Source organism: Halobacillus alkaliphilus (assembly GCF_900113125.1).
Taxonomy (GTDB): domain Bacteria; phylum Bacillota; class Bacilli; order Bacillales; family Halobacillaceae; genus Halobacillus; species Halobacillus alkaliphilus.
The window spans coordinates 244,757-263,492 of sequence record NZ_FOOG01000001.1; the positions used below are offsets into that span (position 1 = coordinate 244,757).

Sequence of the window (18,736 nt, forward strand, 5' to 3'; positions counted from 1 at the left end):
TACCTGTGGTTTTCTTACTGTTCGGATTTGAGAATGTTAAAGCTAAACATCGTAGTGAAGGTTTTATTTATCTGCTTACTTTTGTCATTGGCTTCTCCATAGTAATAAGAGACTTATTTAATTTAATTTAACGCTCAGCGGTATGTTTAAATAATCGTTTCTATAGCTGATCGTTAAAATGCTCTGTCCCTTCTGTTCTGTGCACGGGAAGGAGCATAGATAAATAGTAAGTAGCAACTGTTTTTTTCAACATGTAAACCTTTCTTAGAATAAAATAAAGCGCCAGGCCTTTAAAGGCCTGGCGCTTTATTTTATTTGTTTACTTTAAGTTTAGGGTTGCGTTCGGCGATAAAATCAGGACGTGCCTTATTCCCAGAGAAGGGTTCAACCAGCTGATTTTCTACACTGTTATAAACCATGAACATGTTATTTCTAGGATAAGGTGTTATATTTCCGTTTGAACCATGCATAGTATTGGATTCAAAGAGAGTTATAGCTCCGGCTTTACCTGTCGGAACAGAAATTCCACCTTGATCGGCGAGCCATCTCATGCTTTCCTGATCAGGTACTCCTAACTTCTGTCTTTTTAGTGATTCCTTGTAATTTTCTTCAGGAGTCTCACCGACACATTTCACATAGTAATTTTGAGAACCTGGTACAAGCATAAGCGGACCATTAAATGTGTAGTTATCTGATAATGCAATAGATAAACTTACAGCTCTCATTCTTGGCATGCCGTCTTCTACATGCCACGTTTCAAAGTCAGAGTGCCAATCAAATTCTTTGCCGGTAAACCCAGGCTTATAATTAATTCGTGACTGATGAATATAAACATCACTTCCGAGTAAATGGTTCACAATGTCTAATATTCTCTGATCATTAGCTACTTTTTTAAAATACTCATCACTGTCGTGAACTTTAAAAATAGAGCGAATTTCATTTCCTTCCGGCTCGCGGATAATCATATCGGATTCACTGTCCTGATTTGAATTCTGAAGCTCAAATATGGCTTTTTGCATTTCAGAAACTTCCTGTTCAGAAAAGAAATTCTCTATTTGAAGAAATCCGTTTTGTTCATAAGAATCAAGTTGTTCGGTCGATAAAGGGGACTCATGATCTTTTGAGCGGTCCGTATGAATAACAGGATCCTTTCTTTTTACAATTTCGGGTTCACTACTGTACCTGGATGGATAAAGATCTTCCACAATCAAACACTCCTTTAAAAAAATTTGATTCATGGTGTGCTTCATCGAGGTTATTCATTAGCAAAGAATAATATTTCAATAAATAAATCTCCTTGTGCTCCAACTGATACCCTTTCATATTCAGAATAAACGTGAAATTCAAAAAAATTCAATTGAACTTATAATTATATTCTAATAGTAGTAGCTGAGTAATCAGAGTGAAACTAGAATTATCATCTACTAATAAAGATTGAATCGTTTTATTTTAAAAAAATAAGAGTCACTGATACGATTCTAGTGTTGGGATTACTGTTAATAATTTAAAAGAAAGAAGATGAAGTTTATGGCTGATATACAAAAGAAGATTCAATCTATTCCTTTTTCTGTGTTAGATTTATCTCCTATTACAGAAGGGGGATCTGCGGCTGTATCTTTTCAAAATACAATTGATCTGGCACAGCACGTGGAAGCATGGGGATATAATCGTTACTGGATGGCTGAACATCATAATATGCCTTTTATTGCGAGCTCGGCAACCTCTGTTTTAATAGGCCACGTTGCAGGCAATACGAATACAATTAGAGTGGGTTCCGGTGGAATTATGCTTCCTAACCATGCTCCTCTAGTCGTAGCTGAACAATTTGGAACTCTTGAAACATTATATCCCGGAAGGATTGATTTAGGTCTGGGACGGGCACCGGGTACTGATGGAGTAACGGCTCAGGCGTTGAGAAGAGAACTTCAAAGTGACGGACAGGATTTTCCGAGGTTGTTGAATGAACTTCGTACGTATTTTAATCCTTCCTTAAGTTCCGGGAAACAAAATGTTCGTGCCATTCCAGGCACGGGTCTGAATATACCTATATGGCTGCTTGGCTCTAGTGGATTTAGTGCTCAATTATCAGCACAGCTAGGTTTACCATTTGCTTACGCTAGTCACTTTTCACCAAACAATACATTGGCTGCCCTTGAGCTGTACCGCAGCCAATTCCAACCTTCAGACTCTATGCAGAATCCACATGCGATGCTGGGAGTTAACATAATAGCTGCAGATACAGATGAAGAAGCAGAGCGTTTAGCTACCTCTTTATATCAACAGTTTTTAAATCTGATTCGGAGTACGGAATTACCACTTCAGCCACCAGTGGAAAGTATTAATGAAGTGGCATCTGAAAGAGAAATAATGGCTTTGCGACAGCAATTAGGTTCTTCAATCATTGGAAGTAAGGAATCCGTTCGAGAACAGCTTCAAAGTTTTATTGACAAAACTCAGGCTGATGAATTGATGGTCATTTCTCAAATCTATGACCACAAAGCACGAATTCGATCCTATGAAATTGTAGCTGAACTATTTAAAGAAGTATCCTAGTGCTAGAAGCACCTGCTCATTGAGCAGGTGCTTCTTTTAAATGATTGTGTTTTTAAAATTGGGTTCATAGATTTTAATAGGATGTGGTTAGAGTAGATGCTTATCGTTTATTTATTGAGAAAAAAAGGAAATATTAAAGCAAATAGTGCAAAACGATTAGGGGAGATAGATGAAGAGGCTGTGGTATTGGTTGAAAAACAAGTGGAAAATCACTAATCGCGTTATGGTATTGCTGGCAGCCTTTATGCCAGTCAACGATGGTAATAATTGCTGAACGTTTTGGTCCGCTCTTTGAGGAATCTAGATGTGATCCTTTTATTATTCCAGCAGGTTCAGCCTTCATTATTATGGTTGGTCACTGATTAGCTTTTTAGGGTTGTCGTGGCAGTTACTTATTCTGTTTTCAGCTGTCATAAGTGCTTATTATTTCTTAATGGAAATGGATTCACCCTGCCCTGTTTCTTAACATTAACCTGGGATTTATTGCAATTATCATAGAAACAATGTAAAGTGGAGCCGCTACATTACCTTTAACAATTTGTGCTATCGCAGTTACCTTTGTAATGCTTTATAAAGAAATAGTAAACTACATTAGGGTTAGGAGTTTTAGTTAGGCCAAAGAAACGGATAGACTAAGTCTGTGCGTTTCTTAGTCATCTTACTATATAAGTTAGCATCCAAGAAAAAACAAGTGAAATACTGGTTTAATAAGTAACAAAATCTATTTCCCCTAAAAAAATGGCTAAGCTATTGGAGAGGGAATTCTTACCGCTTTTATGGTGTAAAGAAAAGTTTTGGAATATAATAAACAGATATCTAAAGCTAGGGGGTCATCTTATGGATGTAAGAATGGAAATTGTATACCACGTTCCAAAAGGTCCACAGGCAAACTTTACTTCGGATGGATTACATGCTTCACAAGCCATCCTGATTGCGGAGGATTTGCTAAACACAAAGCGAGCGCAGTCGATTAATTTTCTAGATAGCTACAACACCGAATGGACACTAAAAGAATTAAAGGAGTATATGAAAGGAATTCAGACGGAACCCCATAATGTAAAAGTATATTTTGACGGGGGTTTTGATTTGGGAACCAAGAATTCAGGACTCGGATGCGCCATCTACTATGATCAGAATGGCAAATCTTTTCGCCTTAGAAAAAATGTTTTAGTACATGAGCTTGACACAAATAATGAAGCAGAGTATGCTGCGCTTCATAACGCATTGCTTGAACTGGATTTATTAGGGGTGCATCATTTGCCCGTGAAATTTATTGGTGATTCTCAAGTCGTTATCAATCAATTAACTGGAGAGTGGCCGTGTTTAGAAGAATCGCTGGCTAAATGGGCGGATCGAATTGACGAAAAGCTTATTCAATTAGGAATTCAACCTCAGTATCATTTAATATCAAGGAAAGACAACCGAGAAGCGGATCGTTTAGCTTCTCAAGCTTTAAATAACATAGAGATTTTTAGTGCCAGTGAGGTCCATTAGTATGTTTATATTGTATAGAACCAGGTAATTAGAGAGATTCCATGTTAGAGAGGAGTCTCTCTTTCATCGGGATTTTTCAGGAAAGTAAATGGTTTAACGGTGGATAAGAACTGGCGTCCCTATAGGGATGATACTGGCCAATTCTTCTACATCCCGATTGTACATACGAATACAGCCCTTCGAAACGGCTTTGCCGATCGAGCTGGGATTATTTGTACCATGAATGCCATAATGTTCTTTTGATAAACTCATCCAGAAAGTTCCGAATGGACCGCCTGGATTAGGTGCTTTGTTAATAATTATAAAGCTGCCTGTCGGTGTGCCTTGGAGCATTCGGCCAACAGCAATGGGATACTCCTTTTGCTTGACCCCATTTTTTATAAGAGTCAGTTTACGGTTGTTAAGTGAAATATCGATGCTGTAGGGGATGCTTGCTGTACTGGGAAAACCCGGGATGATGATAGGCTGGCCGGGTACAATTATATTTGGATTGATGGTCGGGTTAGCTTTGATAATTTCCATTAAAGGTTTTCGGTAATCTCTGGATATCTGAGTTAGTGTTTCGCCTTTTTTTACATAATGAATCAATAGAAAAGCCTCCCCGTGTGTTAGGTATCCATATAAGATATATGATGAAAGGGGTGGACATTATTCTCCAATCTAAAATAGGAAGAAGAGGAATCGAAATGAAAGTTAGAATTATACTTGCTATCCTTATGATCAGTGTACTATCGGGATGCGTAAGAGAAGAAGTAACCTTTGAAAACGTAGAAGAACTTCCTGGGCTATTGGCACAACAGAAGCTGATGGTAGGTGGAAAAGGGGTGTTTCAAGAAGGGGGTAAACATTACGCGTTTATTGTGGTGCATAACGGAGAAACAGTAGAATTTGATCAAGTATATTACTTACCTGATAAAGACCAGGCCCTCAACTTTAAATACAAAATAAAAGGAGCACCTGAAGACGATAAAAAAAATCAGATGAATGTGGAAGTAATTGAGTATCATCCTGACCAGGAAATTAAGTCATACTGGTTTAATGAAACTCGTATATAAAATTTACATTAAGATGAACAAGTGCCTTAGTCTGACAAAGGGTTCTTGTTCATTTTTTATAGCCCGATAAAATTATTGTGGAGTTCTTGCAAGAGGCTTATTACTCAATAGGGCCGGTTACTGTAAGACTCAGTTTAAAGGTATTGGTTTGTAGTTAAGGTCCTCCGGGGGGATAATTCGACCAGCTGCATCGCCCAGACACTCGCGTCATAAACAGGAAATTCAGGCGGGACGGAAGAATGCATCCCTTTTGATTTTCCTGCTTATGCGTGTCGTGTTTATTGGAGCGATTCCGCATTTGAACACTTTCCGCGCCCCTGCGTCGTGTAGGGCCATAGGAAAACGAGTTATTTCTTCACCAACCCTCATCCCTATTTTAGTAACGGACCCAACTATTTCCAAACGGAGTCTTCAAGTAATGGGAACTATAAATCAAAACGGAAGTTTAACAAAGCATTTTTTATAATAATTGATAAGTCTTAGGGGCACACTGTGAAAAAAGAAGTGATGATTTACAATTACCAATATATTGCTTGGCTTCATTCTTCCTTTTAGTATCAATATTATCGTTTTTTAGGAAAACTGGGAATAACTATACTTTAGGTGTTTCAATTTTTACCGTAGTAAATGATTGGAGATTCAATATATTTTGGAAAGTAAATCCTGACCATGGAGTAGGGATGCATTTGCATAAAACGGCAGATAATCACATAAATTATTTCAATAAGATAGGATTAACAATATGGATTGGAAGGGAGACCTTCTTATGAAATACGATTGCATCATTATCGGTGGGGGGATTGCAGGCCTTCAAGCCTCCATCCAGTTAGGACGTTATAAAAGGTCTGTATTACTGATAGATGCTGAGGATGGAAGGTCTTCTTTGTGTAGAAAGTACAGTAATATTCTGGGGTTTCCTAATGGAGTAAGTGGACAAGAACTTCGTAAAGCTGGTCGACGGCACGCTGAAAACCTTGGGGTATCGATACGTAAAGACAGGGTAAAGGCTGTGCACAAGAATGGTAGAGAATTTACGGTATACACGGTAGGAGGAGGAATGTTCAGCGGAAGGAACCTTCTTCTCGCTACCGGTTTAAAAGACCATATCCCTTCCATTCCAGGAATTAAACCCTGTCTTGGACTTTCGGTTTACGTCTGTCCGGATTGTGATGGTTATGAAATTATGAACCAAAGGACGGCAGTAATTGGCTCAGGAAACGTAGGGGCTTCTATGGCTATAAGTCTTTTGTATTGGAGTCGGGATATAATATTTATTAACCATGAGCTTGAGGACATTTCACCGGAATGGACTCAGCGTTTAGAAGCGGAGAATATTGAAGTTAAAATGGCTAAAGTAAAGGAATTACATGAGAAAGAGGGGAATTTGAACCGTATAGAAATGAAAGATGGTAAGAGTCTCCAAGTGAAGAAAGCGTTCTTGGCTTTTGGAGGCAATCAAGTACGTACAGAACTGGCCGTGAAGCTTGGAGCTGAAGTCAATGAAAAGCAACATCTTATTATTGATCCCAGGACAAAAATGACAAGTGTGCCCAATTTGTGGGCGTCAGGCGATGTGGCTGCTCATTCAGAATTAGTTACGGCTGCTATGGGAGAAGGTTCCCTCGCTGCTATATGGATCCATAAGGAGTTACTGAAGTAAAAATATGAGATGGACGTAGAATGTACTCTTTTTTCATTGCTAAAAATGTCTAATAAGTCTTAATCCGTCATAATCTGTCTGACGTCACCGTGAAGATACGCAATAAGGAAACGAGTAGCTGAGCATCTTCTTTCCCAAATTATTTATAATGATGTCATCAATGACTTTCCTTCTATATTTCACAACCAATACCAAATGGTAATACATCAAGAACACTGAATGATTATTGCTATCTAAATCCATTTTTATATCAGCCCTTATTCGTTATAAGACTGATTATACCACGGGCTACTCTTCACACGCTTGAAGAGGGAGACTTTTTTCGGAAGTTCGTTAAAAAGTAAACTCGTATCGAAGTTAACATCTTAAGAAGCAAATAATAAAGAAACAAAGGCCTGCAAAACTAAATGTTTTGCAGGCCTTTGTTTCTTTATTCTGTCATTAATTCAATAAAATTTTTAAGTGGTTGCAGGGATTTCAAATTCTCGTTACAACGATGGCTATCCTTACATATATAATTACCACGGCTGATTGGGTTTTCAGATGTCTTCTGCTTAATGGATGTGGTAAACATTCCAACTTCTTCGTGCTCCTTACAAATTGCGCAGATGCCACTCTGCTTAGAAGGCTTGAAGTTCCCTTGAATCCCCAGTAAATCACCATTCTTATAGGTCGCAATATATTTCTGGTTAGACCCTGAGTCATTCCAGCCCAAGTAGGATAAAGTACTCCATTCAATATTCTCTAACGAAGGAACTTTAAGTTTTTTTACTTTAGGAAATAACTGTTTAAGGGTTTGCTCATTAAGCGGGGGAAACGTAAAGGTGTACTGTTTTAAGCGAGAGAGGAAAAAAATCGCGTCTGTTTCGTCTTTTACATCCTGAACTTGTTCAATAATTTCTTTTTGATCATTTGACAAATTTGAAAATAAATCAACGATTTTTTCTCTCGTGATAGATTTTAAGGCTTGAGTTACAGCCTGATCGTTCGTGGATGTATGCGTACTTAGCAGAGTTGTTATCAGGTCCTTGATGAAATTATACTGATCCGCTCTGATGAATGATTCCATATTTATACCTCCATGATGGTTGATATAAGAAACCTTATATTAATTTTTGAGGGCGTATTGTGATATCCTTAGCTTTTATTTTACAAAAAATTTGAAAAGCTATACAAGTTTAAAGACTTTTGAAGTGAAACATTTAGTCCAGGAAACAGCTTTCAGATATAGAGAGGCATGATTAGGGGAATTAGAATAAATCCTGAAAGCTGGTCTAATACAGATAGGTGGAGATTAGATCATCCATATAAAAATGAAATGAATTTATAGTCTAAAGAAGGATAGAAGTTTGAGGTTATGTAAGAGGAAGGCGAAGGATTAAAAAAATTAGGACTGGAATCGAGGTAGCTTATTTTAATCTTTGATTGATGCGATCCAATCCTTCAATTTTTGCTTTCTCAGTACACAGTTCTTTTCTCAATAAAACATTCTCGGCTGTCATGCCTGCCAAAATCGAAATGCCAACCAGTGTGCGTAACACTTCGGGATCAGGAACTAAGTAGGTAACAGCAAATATAGAAGCAGCTGCTCCAATCAGGAAATCGGCTAGAAAGCCTAAATATAGTCCCTGCGGTCTTATTCTTTTTTTTGGAAAGATCAATACTTTGCCATTTCTCATCAAATGAGCGATTACACCAGTCAGACCTCCAATTAAACCGGCGATCATTAGTGTATTAGTCACATTCACTCCCCCTGAATTTAGAATCAAAAAAAAGCGGCTTTGCGAAGATACTTAGAAACATAAGCTAATATGCACTAATCATCGACCAAAGATTCCGCCTTATAAACAAGTCTTATTATCCTAAAATATCCATTAATATTATAATGAACACTATGGAAACAGTATACAACTAATTTGTCAGAAAATAAAGACTTTTTTGGATATTTTTTACTTTACTTAGTAATTTATGGGACTAATTTTATTAATAAGGTCATGTATTTCCTTTTCATAATAAAGCACCTCTTTTTTTGTCGACGCTTCCATCATTTTTTTGAGCATATATTCATACTTTTTCAGATCTTTTGGTTCCATCTGATCTAATTGCGGTTTTTCATCCGTATGCAACTTATCTAGAAACTGCTGAATCTCTGTGAAATAATAACGTACTTCTTCAGGAGAAGAGGCATTGTTTAATAAAGATAGCATATGATCGAATTGTCTTTTCTGGCCTTCACTCATTTGAATCAATAGCCTGGGCCTCCTTTGCTATTCTACAGACTTATTCACTTATACCACTAACCTGATCCTTTCACACGATTACTATTAAATTTATGTAGAGAATTCTTCTTATTATAAGGCGTAGTATAATATTATGCCAGGCCAGGATAAAATTTCACTTTAAACCTGTTCAAGCCATTGGAGAAATTAAGCTTTACCTTAACGGATTTCTCGAGCGATTAAATCTTCAGATATAACAGCTTTCATATAGTCAGAATGTAACTGCTACCAATTGTGAAGATATTCATTCAAAAACGAATAGAAATCAGTTTCATCTTCTGTATCTAAAGAAAAATCACTCTCCCTTTTAATAGCTACCATTATTTAAACATTGGATGTATTTTTAAACAATCAAGTAAACGAATAATCTAAAGGAAATTGGAATTTGCTCTTTTTTATTAATCTTCTATTGACTGATCTCCAACTATAGAATCACTAACTTATAGACTCAACTTCAAAATATTGTATGGAGAAAGGGTTCCCAGAACATAGTGGTTAAACGTATCTTTAATAAAAAAAAGAGCAGGCTTAATGCCTGCTCAAAATCCAACTTTCATTGGGATGAATGACTTATGTTAGTTTTAAGTAAGTTGTTTTTTTAGAATAAGGAAAAGACCAGCGCCGGCAGATACGATCATACCGATCACCATCATTAGCGGATTATTAGAGGACGTGTCAGGTAATTCGCCACCCTCTTCTCCTTGCTCTGCTGAAGCTTCTTCATCAGATTCAGAAGAAGTGTCTTCGTCTGCACTATTTGATTCTGAACCATCTTCTTTATCAGCTACGAAGGAATCCCACTCACTCTGAGAGACTTCACAAGGTAAGTTATCATTGTCTCTGTCCAGGTCATGAGGGTCATTATTTTCGTCATAACCATTTTCATACCAGAAAGACATGACTTCTTCATGATTTTCGAAACTGTCACAGTCTTTGTCATTGCTTACTGCTGACTCGGAAGATTCGCTCGTTTCTTCTGAGTTTGATTCTTGCTCATCAGAAGCTTCCCAGTCTTTTGTCAGGTTTTCACAAGGTTGTCCATCTGAATCATTGTCTAAACGGTCAGGATCGTTTTCGGCAGAAAAGTTATTTTCATTCCAATACTGCATTACCTCATCACCGCTCGAAAAATCTCCACAGTCTTTATCTTCATCAGCACTGACAGCTGACGCTCCGCCTGCTATCATCCCAAGGGAGAGCAGACCTACAGCAAACATTTTCTTTAGCATCAAATTCCTCCTAGAATTAGTAATCCATCCCAATGTCATAAACCTAGTAAAACATGGGAATGATCCTTTTTACAAGTGAAAAATGTAATTTTTGATAAATATTTTGAATATTTAGTCATTTTTCGTTAAGATAATTGTATTAGTTAAATTCCATTTGAAAGGAGAATTGACGTTTGATGTGGTACAAAAATGAGGTAATTGAAACTCTGAATTGTGACTATCCGATCATTCAGGCAGGCATGGCAGGTGGAGTAACTACTCCTGAGTTAGTTGCTGCTGTGTCAAATGCGGGAGGAATGGGAACGCTTGGAGCAGGTTACTTGGACCCAGATGAATTAACGGAAAAGATTAAGGCTGTCCAGAATAGGACACATCATACATTTGGAGTAAATATGTTCATCCCAAAAACCCCTCGATATTCTTCAAATCAAGTAGATCAATCCCGACAGCTTCTGCAATCCTATGAACAAGAGTTAAATGTTAAACCCAGAGAAATAACAGAAATGAATGAATCTACTTTTGAGGACCAAGTAAATACAATATTAAAATTACAAGTTCCTGTCTGCAGTTTTACATTTGGGGTACCTGACAAAGAATTGGTAAATGAATTACATAAGAATGGAGTGAAGGTAATAGGAACAGCAACTACAGTAGAAGAAGCTGTGATTAATGATCAAGCTGGAGTTGACATTGTCACTGCCCAGGGAAGTGAAGCTGGCGGCCACCGAGGTACTTTCCACGGTTCATATGAGCAAGGTATGATAGGAACGATCTCTTTAGTCCCACAAATTATTGACGAAGTAGGTATTCCAGTTCTAGCAGCTGGAGGAATTATGGATGGAAGGGGGATAGCCGCGTCTTTTATGCTGGGGGCTCAAGGTGTGCAAATGGGTACAGCATTTGTTACAAGTTTGGAAAGCGGGGCAAAAGAGCAGCATAAGCAAGCAATTTTACAGGCAAAAGAATGCGATACTACTATAACTTCAGTATTTAGTGGTAAACCTGCGAGAGGTATAGAAAATGAATTTATTAAACAAATGACACCTTTTCAAAATGAATTGCCAGAGTATCCTATACAAAATGAACTGACTAAGAACCTAAGAAAGGAAGCAGCTAAAAGGAATAAGCCGGAATGGATGTCCCTTTGGTCAGGGCAAAGTCCACGCCTTAGCAGAAATAAGCATGTATCTGAGATCATAAAGGAATTAGTAGATGGAGTTGAGGTGCTCTATAGCAGTAGAAACCGTAAAACATAGTTCGCGCTGATGAAAAAAATAAAGTTCATTCATATATTCGCATTCAATTAACAGCTCATCTTCCTCTTTCACTGGCCTAAACAACATTTTGAAGACCCTGCCTGTAAACGAAAGGATATGCAGGAGGAAGAGGAGGATGTTGTATTATTACATGTTAGAAGCTTTTGACATCTGGCTGTCGCGCTGTAATGACTTCGAAGAATCCTGAACGATAATGACGGAAGCAATGACAAGAACAATTCCAAAGTATTGCCAACTATCAAGTTTTTCATTAAAAATTAAATATCCTGTCAGAGAAGCTACTACAGGTTCTACAGTAGCAATTATGGAAGCACGGCTGGACTCGACATTTTCCAAACCCTTGGTATAAAGAAGGAAGGGAAGCATCGTTGAGAGAAAGCCGAGTCCTATAACGATAAGTAAAGTCACATTGCTAAGTAGATGGGTTATCTTCCATATCTGACTAAATGGTACGGCTGCAAGAGAAGCAAATAAAAAAGTGTACACGGTAACTGTTAACGAGTTATATTTTGCGAGAGCGTACTTACCTAAAATACTGTAGAGTGCATAGAATAGTCCTGCTCCTAAACCGAGGAGAAGTCCATATAAAGATATGGAACCTTCCATCTTTGGAAATAATCCGATTACAAGCGTACAACCTGTGAAAGTCATACATAAGGCTGCTAACTTTCGAAGTGTGAATGATTCATTCAAGAAAAATTTTGAAAATATAGTAACAAAAATAGGTGCTGTGTAAAGCAGAACAAAAGCGATTGAGATCGAGGTCTCTTCCATAGCACTAAATAGACACCAATTGAATAATACAATACTAATAATACCTGTACCCATAAAATAACGGCTGTCTAATGGTTTTATCTTTAGATAACGCAAGTCTTTTGCCAGTGTATATATAAGCAGAAATAAGAAAGCAGTGGATACCCTTATTGCTACAACTTGAAAAGGGGTGAAACCCATTTTATAGAGGTAGGTTACAAAGATACCGATCACACCCCACAAAGTCGCAGCGATGAAAATTAAGATTAAAGATAATTGACGGTTCATGATATCCCTCACTCTTCTTAAGTTTTCTGTTTATTATACAAAAAAAGGAAGGTGGAGAGAAGGATGATTTAAGATTAATTTAACGACCGAGCTCCTCAACCCTGTGAATGGCCCGTTTGACCTTGTTTTTATCAGAAATTCCCATGGGATAAATAGTCTTATCCGAAGTAGAAGAATTTAAATGAATTTTTCTACTATTTGATATGCTACCAAGTTTAATTACACAAGTTAGGATCTTAATTACTTGTAAAATATTCACTTTGACAAATTAAATCATTAAACATATAATTGTCGTTAAATTTTAAAAACATAGTTATCTTATCGTGAGTGATTGAGGGACAGGCCCGTCGATATCACAGCAACCTTCCTAAGAGGAGTGGTGCTAATTCCTGCAGAATGAATTTCTGGAAGATAAGAGTTTTCATTTACTAATATTTATGGGGAACTCTCTTCCAAAGCTGAAGAGTTTTTTTTATGTTGTGTTAATCAGAAAGGGTGTTCCTTTATAAGATAATTCACGTTTAGTGTGTGTACATAGAATTAAAACTTGAATATAGAGTAAACTCTTAAAAAAAATGGGGTGATATCGTTGATTACAATTGAGCGTTTAAACAAAGTATTTGAAACCAATTCACAAAGTGTGGTGGGGGTTGATAATGTCTCCTTAACTATTAACCAAGGAGAAATATTTGGTGTAGTTGGATACAGTGGAGCGGGAAAAAGTACATTGCTTCGCTGTATGAATATTCTTGAACGTCCCACCTCAGGAAAAGTTTATGTAGATGGAACAGACTTACTGGCTTTGCCACCGAAGGAATTGCGCACTGCAAGGCAGTCTATAGGTATGATTTTTCAAGGATTCCATTTGGCGATGTCTAAAACAGTTGAAGACAATGTTGCTTTTGCATTAAAAGCGGCAGGAGTATCAAGACGAAAAAGAAAAGAAAGAACTTTGGAACTGTTAGATTTAGTAGGTTTATCTGATAAATCCGATCAATACCCTGCTCAATTAAGTGGCGGGCAAAAGCAGCGTGTAAGTATAGCAAGATCACTCGCTAACAACCCCAAGGTATTGTTGTGTGACGAAGCAACTTCAGCTTTAGATCCGAATACGACAAAGTCCATACTGAAATTATTGAAAAGGATTAACAATGAACTTGGCTTAACCATTGTTTTGATTACACATGAAATGGAAGTAGTAAAGGAAATCTGTGATCGTTGTGCTGTGATGGAAGAAGGAAGAATAATAGAACAGGACAAAACCTATAATTTATTTGCTTCCCCGGAAAATGCGCTTACGAAGAAATTTATTAAATCAGTAATGGATTTTGAAATTCCGAACGAATTGTACGAGCAGTGCAGCGGCACAATCGTACAAATGAAATTTGCAGGGAAAAAAGCAGAAGAATCCATAGTTTCCGATTTATTGAAAGAATTTAAGATTAGAGGAAATATACTTCATGGAAAAATAGATTATATTCAAAAAAAAGCACTGGGCATATTTGTAATGGAATTAGAAGGAGAATCGGAAGAAATAAGAAAAGCACTTGAGAGCTTAGAACAAAATCTTGAGGAAGTGGAGGTGCTTCAAAATGGTCGACCAGTTCATCGAGTTGATGCCAGAACTCAATAAATCGTTTGTAGAAACTTTAATTATGGTAGGAATAGGACTTTTAGTAGCGTTGATTGTTGGTCTTCCATTGGGAATTCTTCTATTTGTTACCGATAGAAACCTTTTCTTAGAGAATAGATGGCTTAAGAGTATCTTGGGTGTTGTAGTTAACTTGGTAAGATCAGTTCCATTTATCATTTTACTTGTCTTTTTACTTCCATTTACAAACTTCTTACTTGGAACAACTACTGGCCCTGTCTCTGCTTCGGTGTCTCTATCAGTTGCTGCCATTCCATTTTATGCTCGTATAGTGGAGTCAGCAGCCCGAGATATAGATCGAGGGGTCATTGAAGCGGCTATAGCTTGCGGAGCATCTCCATGGTTGATCATAAAAGATATTATCTTCCCGGAAATCAAACCGGGTTTGATAAGTGGTTTAACGATTACGGCTATTAGTTTAATAGGTTATTCAGCAATGGCAGGTGCAATAGGTGGTGGTGGAATAGGAGATTTAGCTATCCGTTACGGTTACTACCGCTATGATAATTTTGTAATGTTCACGACTGTGATTTTATTAGTGGTAATGGTTCAAGTGATTCAATATGCAGGAGATTTCATTTCGAAATCTGTAAAGAAAAGCTAGAATAAATTATTGGAGGTATAAAATTATGAAAAAAGTAATGATGGGGATAAGTTTTATTTTAATAGGCTTCCTGCTTTCAGCTTGCGGCAGTAATGAAGAGGAAAATGCGGATGCATCTGGAAAGGATACCATACGATTTGGGGCTACCTCAGGGCCATATAGTGATATGGTTACCAAAGCAATAGCTCCTTTGCTCGAAGAGAAGGGTTATAAAGTGACAAATAAAGAATTTACTGATTATGTACAACCGAACAAAGCTTTAGCCAACGGAGATATAGACGCTAATCTATTTCAACACAAAATATTCCTGGACTCATTTAAAGAAGAACATGAGCTTGAACTCTCCGAAGTTATTATTGTACCAACAGCACCAATGGGTCTTTATTCCAATAAATTTGAAGATGTTCAAAGCATAGAAGAAGGAAGTACAGTAGGAGTGCCTAATGATCCCACTAACCTTGCCAGAACATTAATAGTGTTAGAAGATGAAAAACTGGTTACAATCAGTGATGATGTGGACCCGCTTCGCGCTTCTCTTAAGGATATTGAAGAAAACCCTAAGAATTTGGAATTCGTTGAAGTGGAGGCTGGTCAGCTCCCACGTCTGATAGATAGTGAGGATTTAGCAGCGGTTCCAGGAAACTATGCTCTGGCTGCAGGAATGGATTTGACAAATGCGTTGGCTTTAGAGGAGATGCCGGACGATTACCGGAACAGAGTAGCTGTTAAAACAGAAGATTTAGAAAAACCTTTTGTAAAAGACATAAAAGAAGTTATTCAATCTGAAGAGTTTGAGAAAATTATTAATGAGGAATTTAAAGGGTTTGGGAAGCCTGCATGGATGAAAGAAAAATAAATGTTTCCTCTTCCAAACTATAAATAATGCAGATCTCATTGAAGCCTTCCACTTAAATAAGCGGAAGGCTTTCTCTTTATTGAAATTCCGATAGGCTCTCTGAAAAAATAGAGTTAGAAAGGGTTAGTAGCCCACTGAAGGGATGTTTTAATAAACATACGAGGATGTAGTTTGAGTTGAGCAACCATGTATTCTGCAAGATCTTCCGGCTGCATATATTTCTCTTTATCTTGCTCACTCAATTCGTCCCCAAATGAAAGCTCAGTAGCTACCAGGCTTGGATTTAGTGTAAATACACGAATGTTATTTCTCCTGACTTCCTGCATAAGAGCTTCCGTCATTCCTTGTAAAGCGAATTTAGAAGCACTGTAAGCTGTGGATCCTGCTGTTCCTTTAATTCCACTGCTTGAGGAAATATTAATGATATCCCCTTGGTCTTTCTCAATCATCTGAGGTAAGACTGCCCGGGTTACGTGATAGGTTCCAAATAGGTTGACCTCGAGGGTGTGCTTCCATTCTTCTGGTTCGATTTCTAGAAACGACCCATACGTTCCAATACCTGCATTATTGATAAGAATATCCGCATTCCCAAGGGAGGATTGTAAGATCGACACAGCTTGTTCTACTTGCTTTATATCCGCAATATCAACGGTAGCTATACTTGCCTTTACTCCGTAATCTTCAGCCTCCTTAGCTACTTCTAATAACTTACTTTCCGTACGCGCCATAAGTCCAACGTTTACTCCTTCACGAGCAAGCTGAATAGCAGTAGCGCGACCGATTCCTTGGCCGGCACCAGTAATGTAAGCTACTTTTCCTTCAATAGATTGTCCCATATTATTCATCCTTTCTAATTACCTTTCAATTTAAGTTTACGTCTATAAAAAAAAAGAATCAAAGATATGTAATCATACGAAAAGTTATATTTCATTAAAAAAATACAGTAATATTATTATGTAAATTAAATCGTAGAAAGGTAAATTATGATTGCCATCCTTTTTTAACCAGTTAAATCCTTTACAAACGACCCAATACATGATAATTTAAATTATGGTTAAAAGGGATAGCACTTTTATCCGTATATGCATATACTTAAATTTATAATGATATAACACAACTATTAATTTATTGGTGGGAATAAGCTAGACTAATAGAGCTAGACATAAGCCAAAAAAGAACTTTGACATAAGTTCTTTTTTGGCTTTTTTTAATGGAAAAAAATGGAGGTTTTTAAATGAAGCACTTGAATAGTTCTCTGCAGCAACAATCATTTCATGTTTTATCGTGCATTCATTTAGTTAAAAAAAGTAAGGAAGCTTACGAGCATGCAAAAGAGATAGTGGAATCCGGGTCTCCAATCTCGGAGGATATATGTAAAGCCTGTGCTGCAATTTGTAGAGATTCTGCTAAGAAGCTTAATGCTGCTAAGGACGGTTCAATGGATAAAATGATTGAATTATGTCTGGTGAATGCCACTTTATGTGAAGAAATGATTAATATGGTTAAGAGTGATAAGTAGAAAACGATCTCAACTGCGTTTTAGCAGGAAAAGAGCCCCCGTAAATTCCTTATTGGATTGGGGGCTCTCCTGATTTTAACTATTTAACTTTCTTCCAGTAAGCTCCTTCTTTACTGGAGCGAAGAGGAGGAAATGTTTCTCCGCTTTCAAGTTTCACTTGTTTTTCATCTTCTGTAGGATTGCTTTGTTTACGGCCGTCCGTAAGTCCATCAAATTCGTATGTTCCATTTTCTGGTACGTTTTCGCCTGTCTTGTAACGATCTGCCATGTAAAACATCTCCTTTAAAAGTGATTTAATTTGTGGTTCACCTATCTATTTCCAAATATTCCATTTAATAAACATTTTATTTTTGGGGTTTTATATTCTTATATAATATTAGCTATTTAAAAATGGGGGCTGGATGTCTTCTAAATCACTGTTATTTCAGAGCTTTGTAATTTTCTTAAAACAATACTTGGAAGAAAGTTTATTATACAAAAAAAGTGGGGTAATATCATATTGTGGAATTAAGTAGAATGATTATGATTATCTAGCTATAAATAATTACTAGAAATAAGGAATGAGATTATTGGAAAAAAAGTCTTTAAATTCAGAAATAGCAGGTTATATAGGAAAGCTGCTTCGAGATAACTTTGGCAAAGGACCCACGTCTGTATATGTATCAATTAAAAAGCCATTCGTTTCGATTTACCTCAAAGATTTTTTAGCTCCTATCGAAAGATTATTGGTAGGGCAGAAGAATTATCATAAAGTCGAAGAAACCCGCGATTTAATGTTTGAAGAGCTCATCCCGGAAATAAAGGCGACTTTGAGAGTGTCAGCGGATCTACATATAAATAACTTTTATTATGATTGGTCTTTAGAAAATAAAACTGGCGTCTTGCTTGGAGTTATGGACATTAGTGAAAGTAGCGATGATCATTTTTATCCTGAATTTCCTAACAAGGAATTGTTGGAAGAAGAAATGATTAAGGTGAGCGAAATAGCTCAAAAAGCTCCGGATCACCTTAACTCCATGTACTTAAATAATCGAACTCTGGTTATGGAACGTATAGGAATTTTGACAGAGCTTGAAAAAGAACTAATTCGCGAAGGTAATAAAGAACAATTATTGTTAAGTAAAAGGCAACTTGAAAAAAGATTGCTGGATATTAAAGTGTTTGAGGCCATATTAGATGTGAACATTAATGACGTCTTTGTAGATTGGGATTTTTATTTGGATATTAGTTATCTGATATTTATTGTAAAACCAAAATGATAATAGTGAACAAATCACTTTGATATGGTACAGACTAATCGTCCACAACTGTGTGGGCGTTTTTAAGTTGAATAAAAATTAAATGGAAGTAAATGTAAGATATGTTGTATTGCCATTTAGTGATGATAGAGTGTATAAACAGATCATCTGATGAGCTTATTTATAATATACGCATGTGAACGGTAACAAAAAGAAAGAGAGGATACCTACACTGCCAGTGAATTGGTTAATACGACTCAATATATTGCTCAAACCCATT

General features: G+C 37.0%; 19 protein-coding genes, 1 pseudogene and 1 riboswitch. Of the genes and pseudogenes, 10 read left to right on the top strand and 10 right to left on the bottom strand.

What is annotated here, in order from left to right; translation table 11 throughout:
• Window positions 1-311: 311 nt before the first annotated feature.
• Window positions 312-1,205 (bottom strand): proline 4-hydroxylase, encoded by an 894-nt coding sequence (locus BMZ06_RS01335; protein WP_089749361.1) that lies wholly within the window; start codon window positions 1,203-1,205, stop codon window positions 312-314.
• Between the two features lie 322 nt (window positions 1,206-1,527).
• On the opposite strand from BMZ06_RS01335, the gene BMZ06_RS01340 reads away from it, so the two are divergent.
• Window positions 1,528-2,553 carry an LLM class flavin-dependent oxidoreductase gene (locus BMZ06_RS01340; protein WP_089749363.1) on the top strand — a complete coding sequence of 342 codons (1,026 nt, stop codon included), beginning with the start codon at window positions 1,528-1,530 and terminating at the stop codon, window positions 2,551-2,553.
• Between the two features lie 837 nt (window positions 2,554-3,390).
• Complete coding sequence (locus BMZ06_RS01345) at window positions 3,391-4,047, top strand: reverse transcriptase-like protein (RefSeq protein WP_089749364.1); 657 nt, start codon at window positions 3,391-3,393, stop codon at window positions 4,045-4,047.
• Between the two features lie 93 nt (window positions 4,048-4,140).
• On the opposite strand, the gene BMZ06_RS01350 is transcribed toward BMZ06_RS01345, so the two are convergent.
• On the bottom strand, window positions 4,141-4,635 hold the full coding sequence (locus BMZ06_RS01350; protein ID WP_089749366.1) for a L,D-transpeptidase family protein: 495 nt from the start codon (window positions 4,633-4,635) through the stop codon (window positions 4,141-4,143).
• A 98-nt stretch (window positions 4,636-4,733) separates the two neighbouring features.
• Here BMZ06_RS01350 and BMZ06_RS01355 point away from each other — a divergent pair, with 98 nt between their 5' ends.
• Together BMZ06_RS01355 and BMZ06_RS01360 are read left to right on the top strand one after the other, a co-directional pair.
• Window positions 4,734-5,102, top strand: coding sequence for a hypothetical protein (locus BMZ06_RS01355; RefSeq protein ID WP_089749367.1), 369 nt, complete (start codon window positions 4,734-4,736; stop codon window positions 5,100-5,102).
• A 766-nt stretch (window positions 5,103-5,868) separates the two neighbouring features.
• Window positions 5,869-6,762, top strand: coding sequence for an NAD(P)/FAD-dependent oxidoreductase (locus BMZ06_RS01360; protein ID WP_089749440.1), 894 nt, complete (start codon window positions 5,869-5,871; stop codon window positions 6,760-6,762).
• A 153-nt stretch (window positions 6,763-6,915) separates the two neighbouring features.
• Here the strand turns inward: BMZ06_RS01360 and BMZ06_RS01365 are convergent.
• From BMZ06_RS01365 to BMZ06_RS01385, 5 genes and pseudogenes are all read right to left on the bottom strand, one after another.
• Window positions 6,916-7,005 (bottom strand): annotated as a pseudogene (locus BMZ06_RS01365) (transposase); the annotation flags it as partial.
• A 187-nt stretch (window positions 7,006-7,192) separates the two neighbouring features.
• On the bottom strand, window positions 7,193-7,831 hold the full coding sequence (locus tag BMZ06_RS01370; RefSeq protein ID WP_089749369.1) for a FusB/FusC family EF-G-binding protein: 639 nt from the start codon (window positions 7,829-7,831) through the stop codon (window positions 7,193-7,195).
• A 340-nt stretch (window positions 7,832-8,171) separates the two neighbouring features.
• Window positions 8,172-8,504 (bottom strand): DUF4257 domain-containing protein, encoded by a 333-nt coding sequence (locus BMZ06_RS01375; protein WP_089749371.1) that lies wholly within the window; start codon window positions 8,502-8,504, stop codon window positions 8,172-8,174.
• 216 nt (window positions 8,505-8,720) lie between these two features.
• Complete coding sequence (locus tag BMZ06_RS01380) at window positions 8,721-9,011, bottom strand: hypothetical protein (RefSeq protein ID WP_089749373.1); 291 nt, start codon at window positions 9,009-9,011, stop codon at window positions 8,721-8,723.
• 611 nt (window positions 9,012-9,622) lie between these two features.
• Window positions 9,623-10,270 carry an LPXTG cell wall anchor domain-containing protein gene (locus BMZ06_RS01385; RefSeq protein ID WP_245755919.1) on the bottom strand — a complete coding sequence of 216 codons (648 nt, stop codon included), beginning with the start codon at window positions 10,268-10,270 and terminating at the stop codon, window positions 9,623-9,625.
• Between the two features lie 176 nt (window positions 10,271-10,446).
• On the opposite strand from BMZ06_RS01385, the gene BMZ06_RS01390 reads away from it, so the two are divergent.
• Window positions 10,447-11,526 carry an NAD(P)H-dependent flavin oxidoreductase gene (locus tag BMZ06_RS01390; protein ID WP_089749376.1) on the top strand — a complete coding sequence of 360 codons (1,080 nt, stop codon included), beginning with the start codon at window positions 10,447-10,449 and terminating at the stop codon, window positions 11,524-11,526.
• Between the two features lie 147 nt (window positions 11,527-11,673).
• On the opposite strand, the gene BMZ06_RS01395 is transcribed toward BMZ06_RS01390, so the two are convergent.
• Window positions 11,674-12,588 carry a DMT family transporter gene (locus BMZ06_RS01395; protein WP_089749378.1) on the bottom strand — a complete coding sequence of 305 codons (915 nt, stop codon included), beginning with the start codon at window positions 12,586-12,588 and terminating at the stop codon, window positions 11,674-11,676.
• Window positions 12,589-12,903: 315 nt separating this feature from the next.
• A riboswitch (SAM riboswitch) is annotated at window positions 12,904-13,006 on the top strand.
• Between the two features lie 171 nt (window positions 13,007-13,177).
• Between BMZ06_RS01395 and BMZ06_RS01400 the strand changes: the two genes are divergently transcribed.
• Genes BMZ06_RS01400 through BMZ06_RS01410 form a run of 3 tightly spaced genes read left to right on the top strand, consistent with a single transcriptional unit; the run spans window position 13,178 to window position 15,699 of the window.
• The gene (locus tag BMZ06_RS01400; protein WP_089749380.1) at window positions 13,178-14,221 is read left to right on the top strand and encodes a methionine ABC transporter ATP-binding protein; all 1,044 of its coding nucleotides are present in this window, start codon (window positions 13,178-13,180) and stop codon (window positions 14,219-14,221) included.
• On the top strand, window positions 14,181-14,843 hold the full coding sequence (locus tag BMZ06_RS01405; protein WP_089749382.1) for a methionine ABC transporter permease: 663 nt from the start codon (window positions 14,181-14,183) through the stop codon (window positions 14,841-14,843). Before BMZ06_RS01400 ends, BMZ06_RS01405 begins: the two co-directional genes overlap by 41 nt.
• A gap of 25 nt (window positions 14,844-14,868) precedes the next feature.
• Window positions 14,869-15,699, top strand: coding sequence for a MetQ/NlpA family ABC transporter substrate-binding protein (locus BMZ06_RS01410; RefSeq protein WP_089749383.1), 831 nt, complete (start codon window positions 14,869-14,871; stop codon window positions 15,697-15,699).
• A 113-nt stretch (window positions 15,700-15,812) separates the two neighbouring features.
• On the opposite strand, the gene BMZ06_RS01415 is transcribed toward BMZ06_RS01410, so the two are convergent.
• A complete protein-coding gene (locus BMZ06_RS01415; protein WP_089749385.1) occupies window positions 15,813-16,535 on the bottom strand; it encodes a 3-ketoacyl-ACP reductase in 723 nt (240 codons plus the stop codon).
• A gap of 398 nt (window positions 16,536-16,933) precedes the next feature.
• On the opposite strand from BMZ06_RS01415, the gene BMZ06_RS01420 reads away from it, so the two are divergent.
• Entirely contained in the window at window positions 16,934-17,218 is a 285-nt protein-coding gene (locus tag BMZ06_RS01420; RefSeq protein ID WP_089749387.1) for a four-helix bundle copper-binding protein, read from the top strand.
• Window positions 17,219-17,297: 79 nt separating this feature from the next.
• Here the strand turns inward: BMZ06_RS01420 and BMZ06_RS01425 are convergent, their stop codons facing one another.
• Window positions 17,298-17,486 carry a YjzC family protein gene (locus tag BMZ06_RS01425; protein ID WP_014643615.1) on the bottom strand — a complete coding sequence of 63 codons (189 nt, stop codon included), beginning with the start codon at window positions 17,484-17,486 and terminating at the stop codon, window positions 17,298-17,300.
• Window positions 17,487-17,778: 292 nt separating this feature from the next.
• Here BMZ06_RS01425 and BMZ06_RS01430 point away from each other — a divergent pair, with 292 nt between their 5' ends.
• A complete protein-coding gene (locus BMZ06_RS01430) occupies window positions 17,779-18,477 on the top strand; it encodes a Na-translocating system protein MpsC family protein (RefSeq protein WP_245755920.1) in 699 nt (232 codons plus the stop codon).
• The last annotated feature ends 259 nt before the right edge of the window (window positions 18,478-18,736 follow it).

Excerpts from the sequence above, each read along its gene's own strand:
- BMZ06_RS01370 (WP_089749369.1), bottom strand. The coding sequence starts at position 7,831 with ATGGAATCATTCATCAGAGCGGATCAGTATAATTTCATCAAGGACCTG.
- BMZ06_RS01360 (WP_089749440.1), top strand. The coding sequence starts at position 5,869 with ATGAAATACGATTGCATCATTATCGGTGGGGGGATTGCAGGCCTTCAA.
- BMZ06_RS01355 (WP_089749367.1), top strand. The coding sequence starts at position 4,734 with ATGAAAGTTAGAATTATACTTGCTATCCTTATGATCAGTGTACTATCG.
- BMZ06_RS01395 (WP_089749378.1), bottom strand. The coding sequence starts at position 12,588 with ATGAACCGTCAATTATCTTTAATCTTAATTTTCATCGCTGCGACTTTG.
- BMZ06_RS01340 (WP_089749363.1), top strand. The coding sequence starts at position 1,528 with ATGGCTGATATACAAAAGAAGATTCAATCTATTCCTTTTTCTGTGTTA.
- BMZ06_RS01345 (WP_089749364.1), top strand. The coding sequence starts at position 3,391 with ATGGATGTAAGAATGGAAATTGTATACCACGTTCCAAAAGGTCCACAG.
- BMZ06_RS01385 (WP_245755919.1), bottom strand. The coding sequence starts at position 10,270 with ATGCTAAAGAAAATGTTTGCTGTAGGTCTGCTCTCCCTTGGGATGATA.
- BMZ06_RS01415 (WP_089749385.1), bottom strand. The coding sequence starts at position 16,535 with ATGGGACAATCTATTGAAGGAAAAGTAGCTTACATTACTGGTGCCGGC.
- BMZ06_RS01420 (WP_089749387.1), top strand. The coding sequence starts at position 16,934 with ATGAAGCACTTGAATAGTTCTCTGCAGCAACAATCATTTCATGTTTTA.
- BMZ06_RS01410 (WP_089749383.1), top strand. The coding sequence starts at position 14,869 with ATGAAAAAAGTAATGATGGGGATAAGTTTTATTTTAATAGGCTTCCTG.
- BMZ06_RS01430 (WP_245755920.1), top strand. The coding sequence starts at position 17,779 with ATGAGATTATTGGAAAAAAAGTCTTTAAATTCAGAAATAGCAGGTTAT.
- BMZ06_RS01390 (WP_089749376.1), top strand. The coding sequence starts at position 10,447 with ATGTGGTACAAAAATGAGGTAATTGAAACTCTGAATTGTGACTATCCG.
- BMZ06_RS01405 (WP_089749382.1), top strand. The coding sequence starts at position 14,181 with ATGGTCGACCAGTTCATCGAGTTGATGCCAGAACTCAATAAATCGTTT.
- BMZ06_RS01425 (WP_014643615.1), bottom strand. The coding sequence starts at position 17,486 with ATGGCAGATCGTTACAAGACAGGCGAAAACGTACCAGAAAATGGAACA.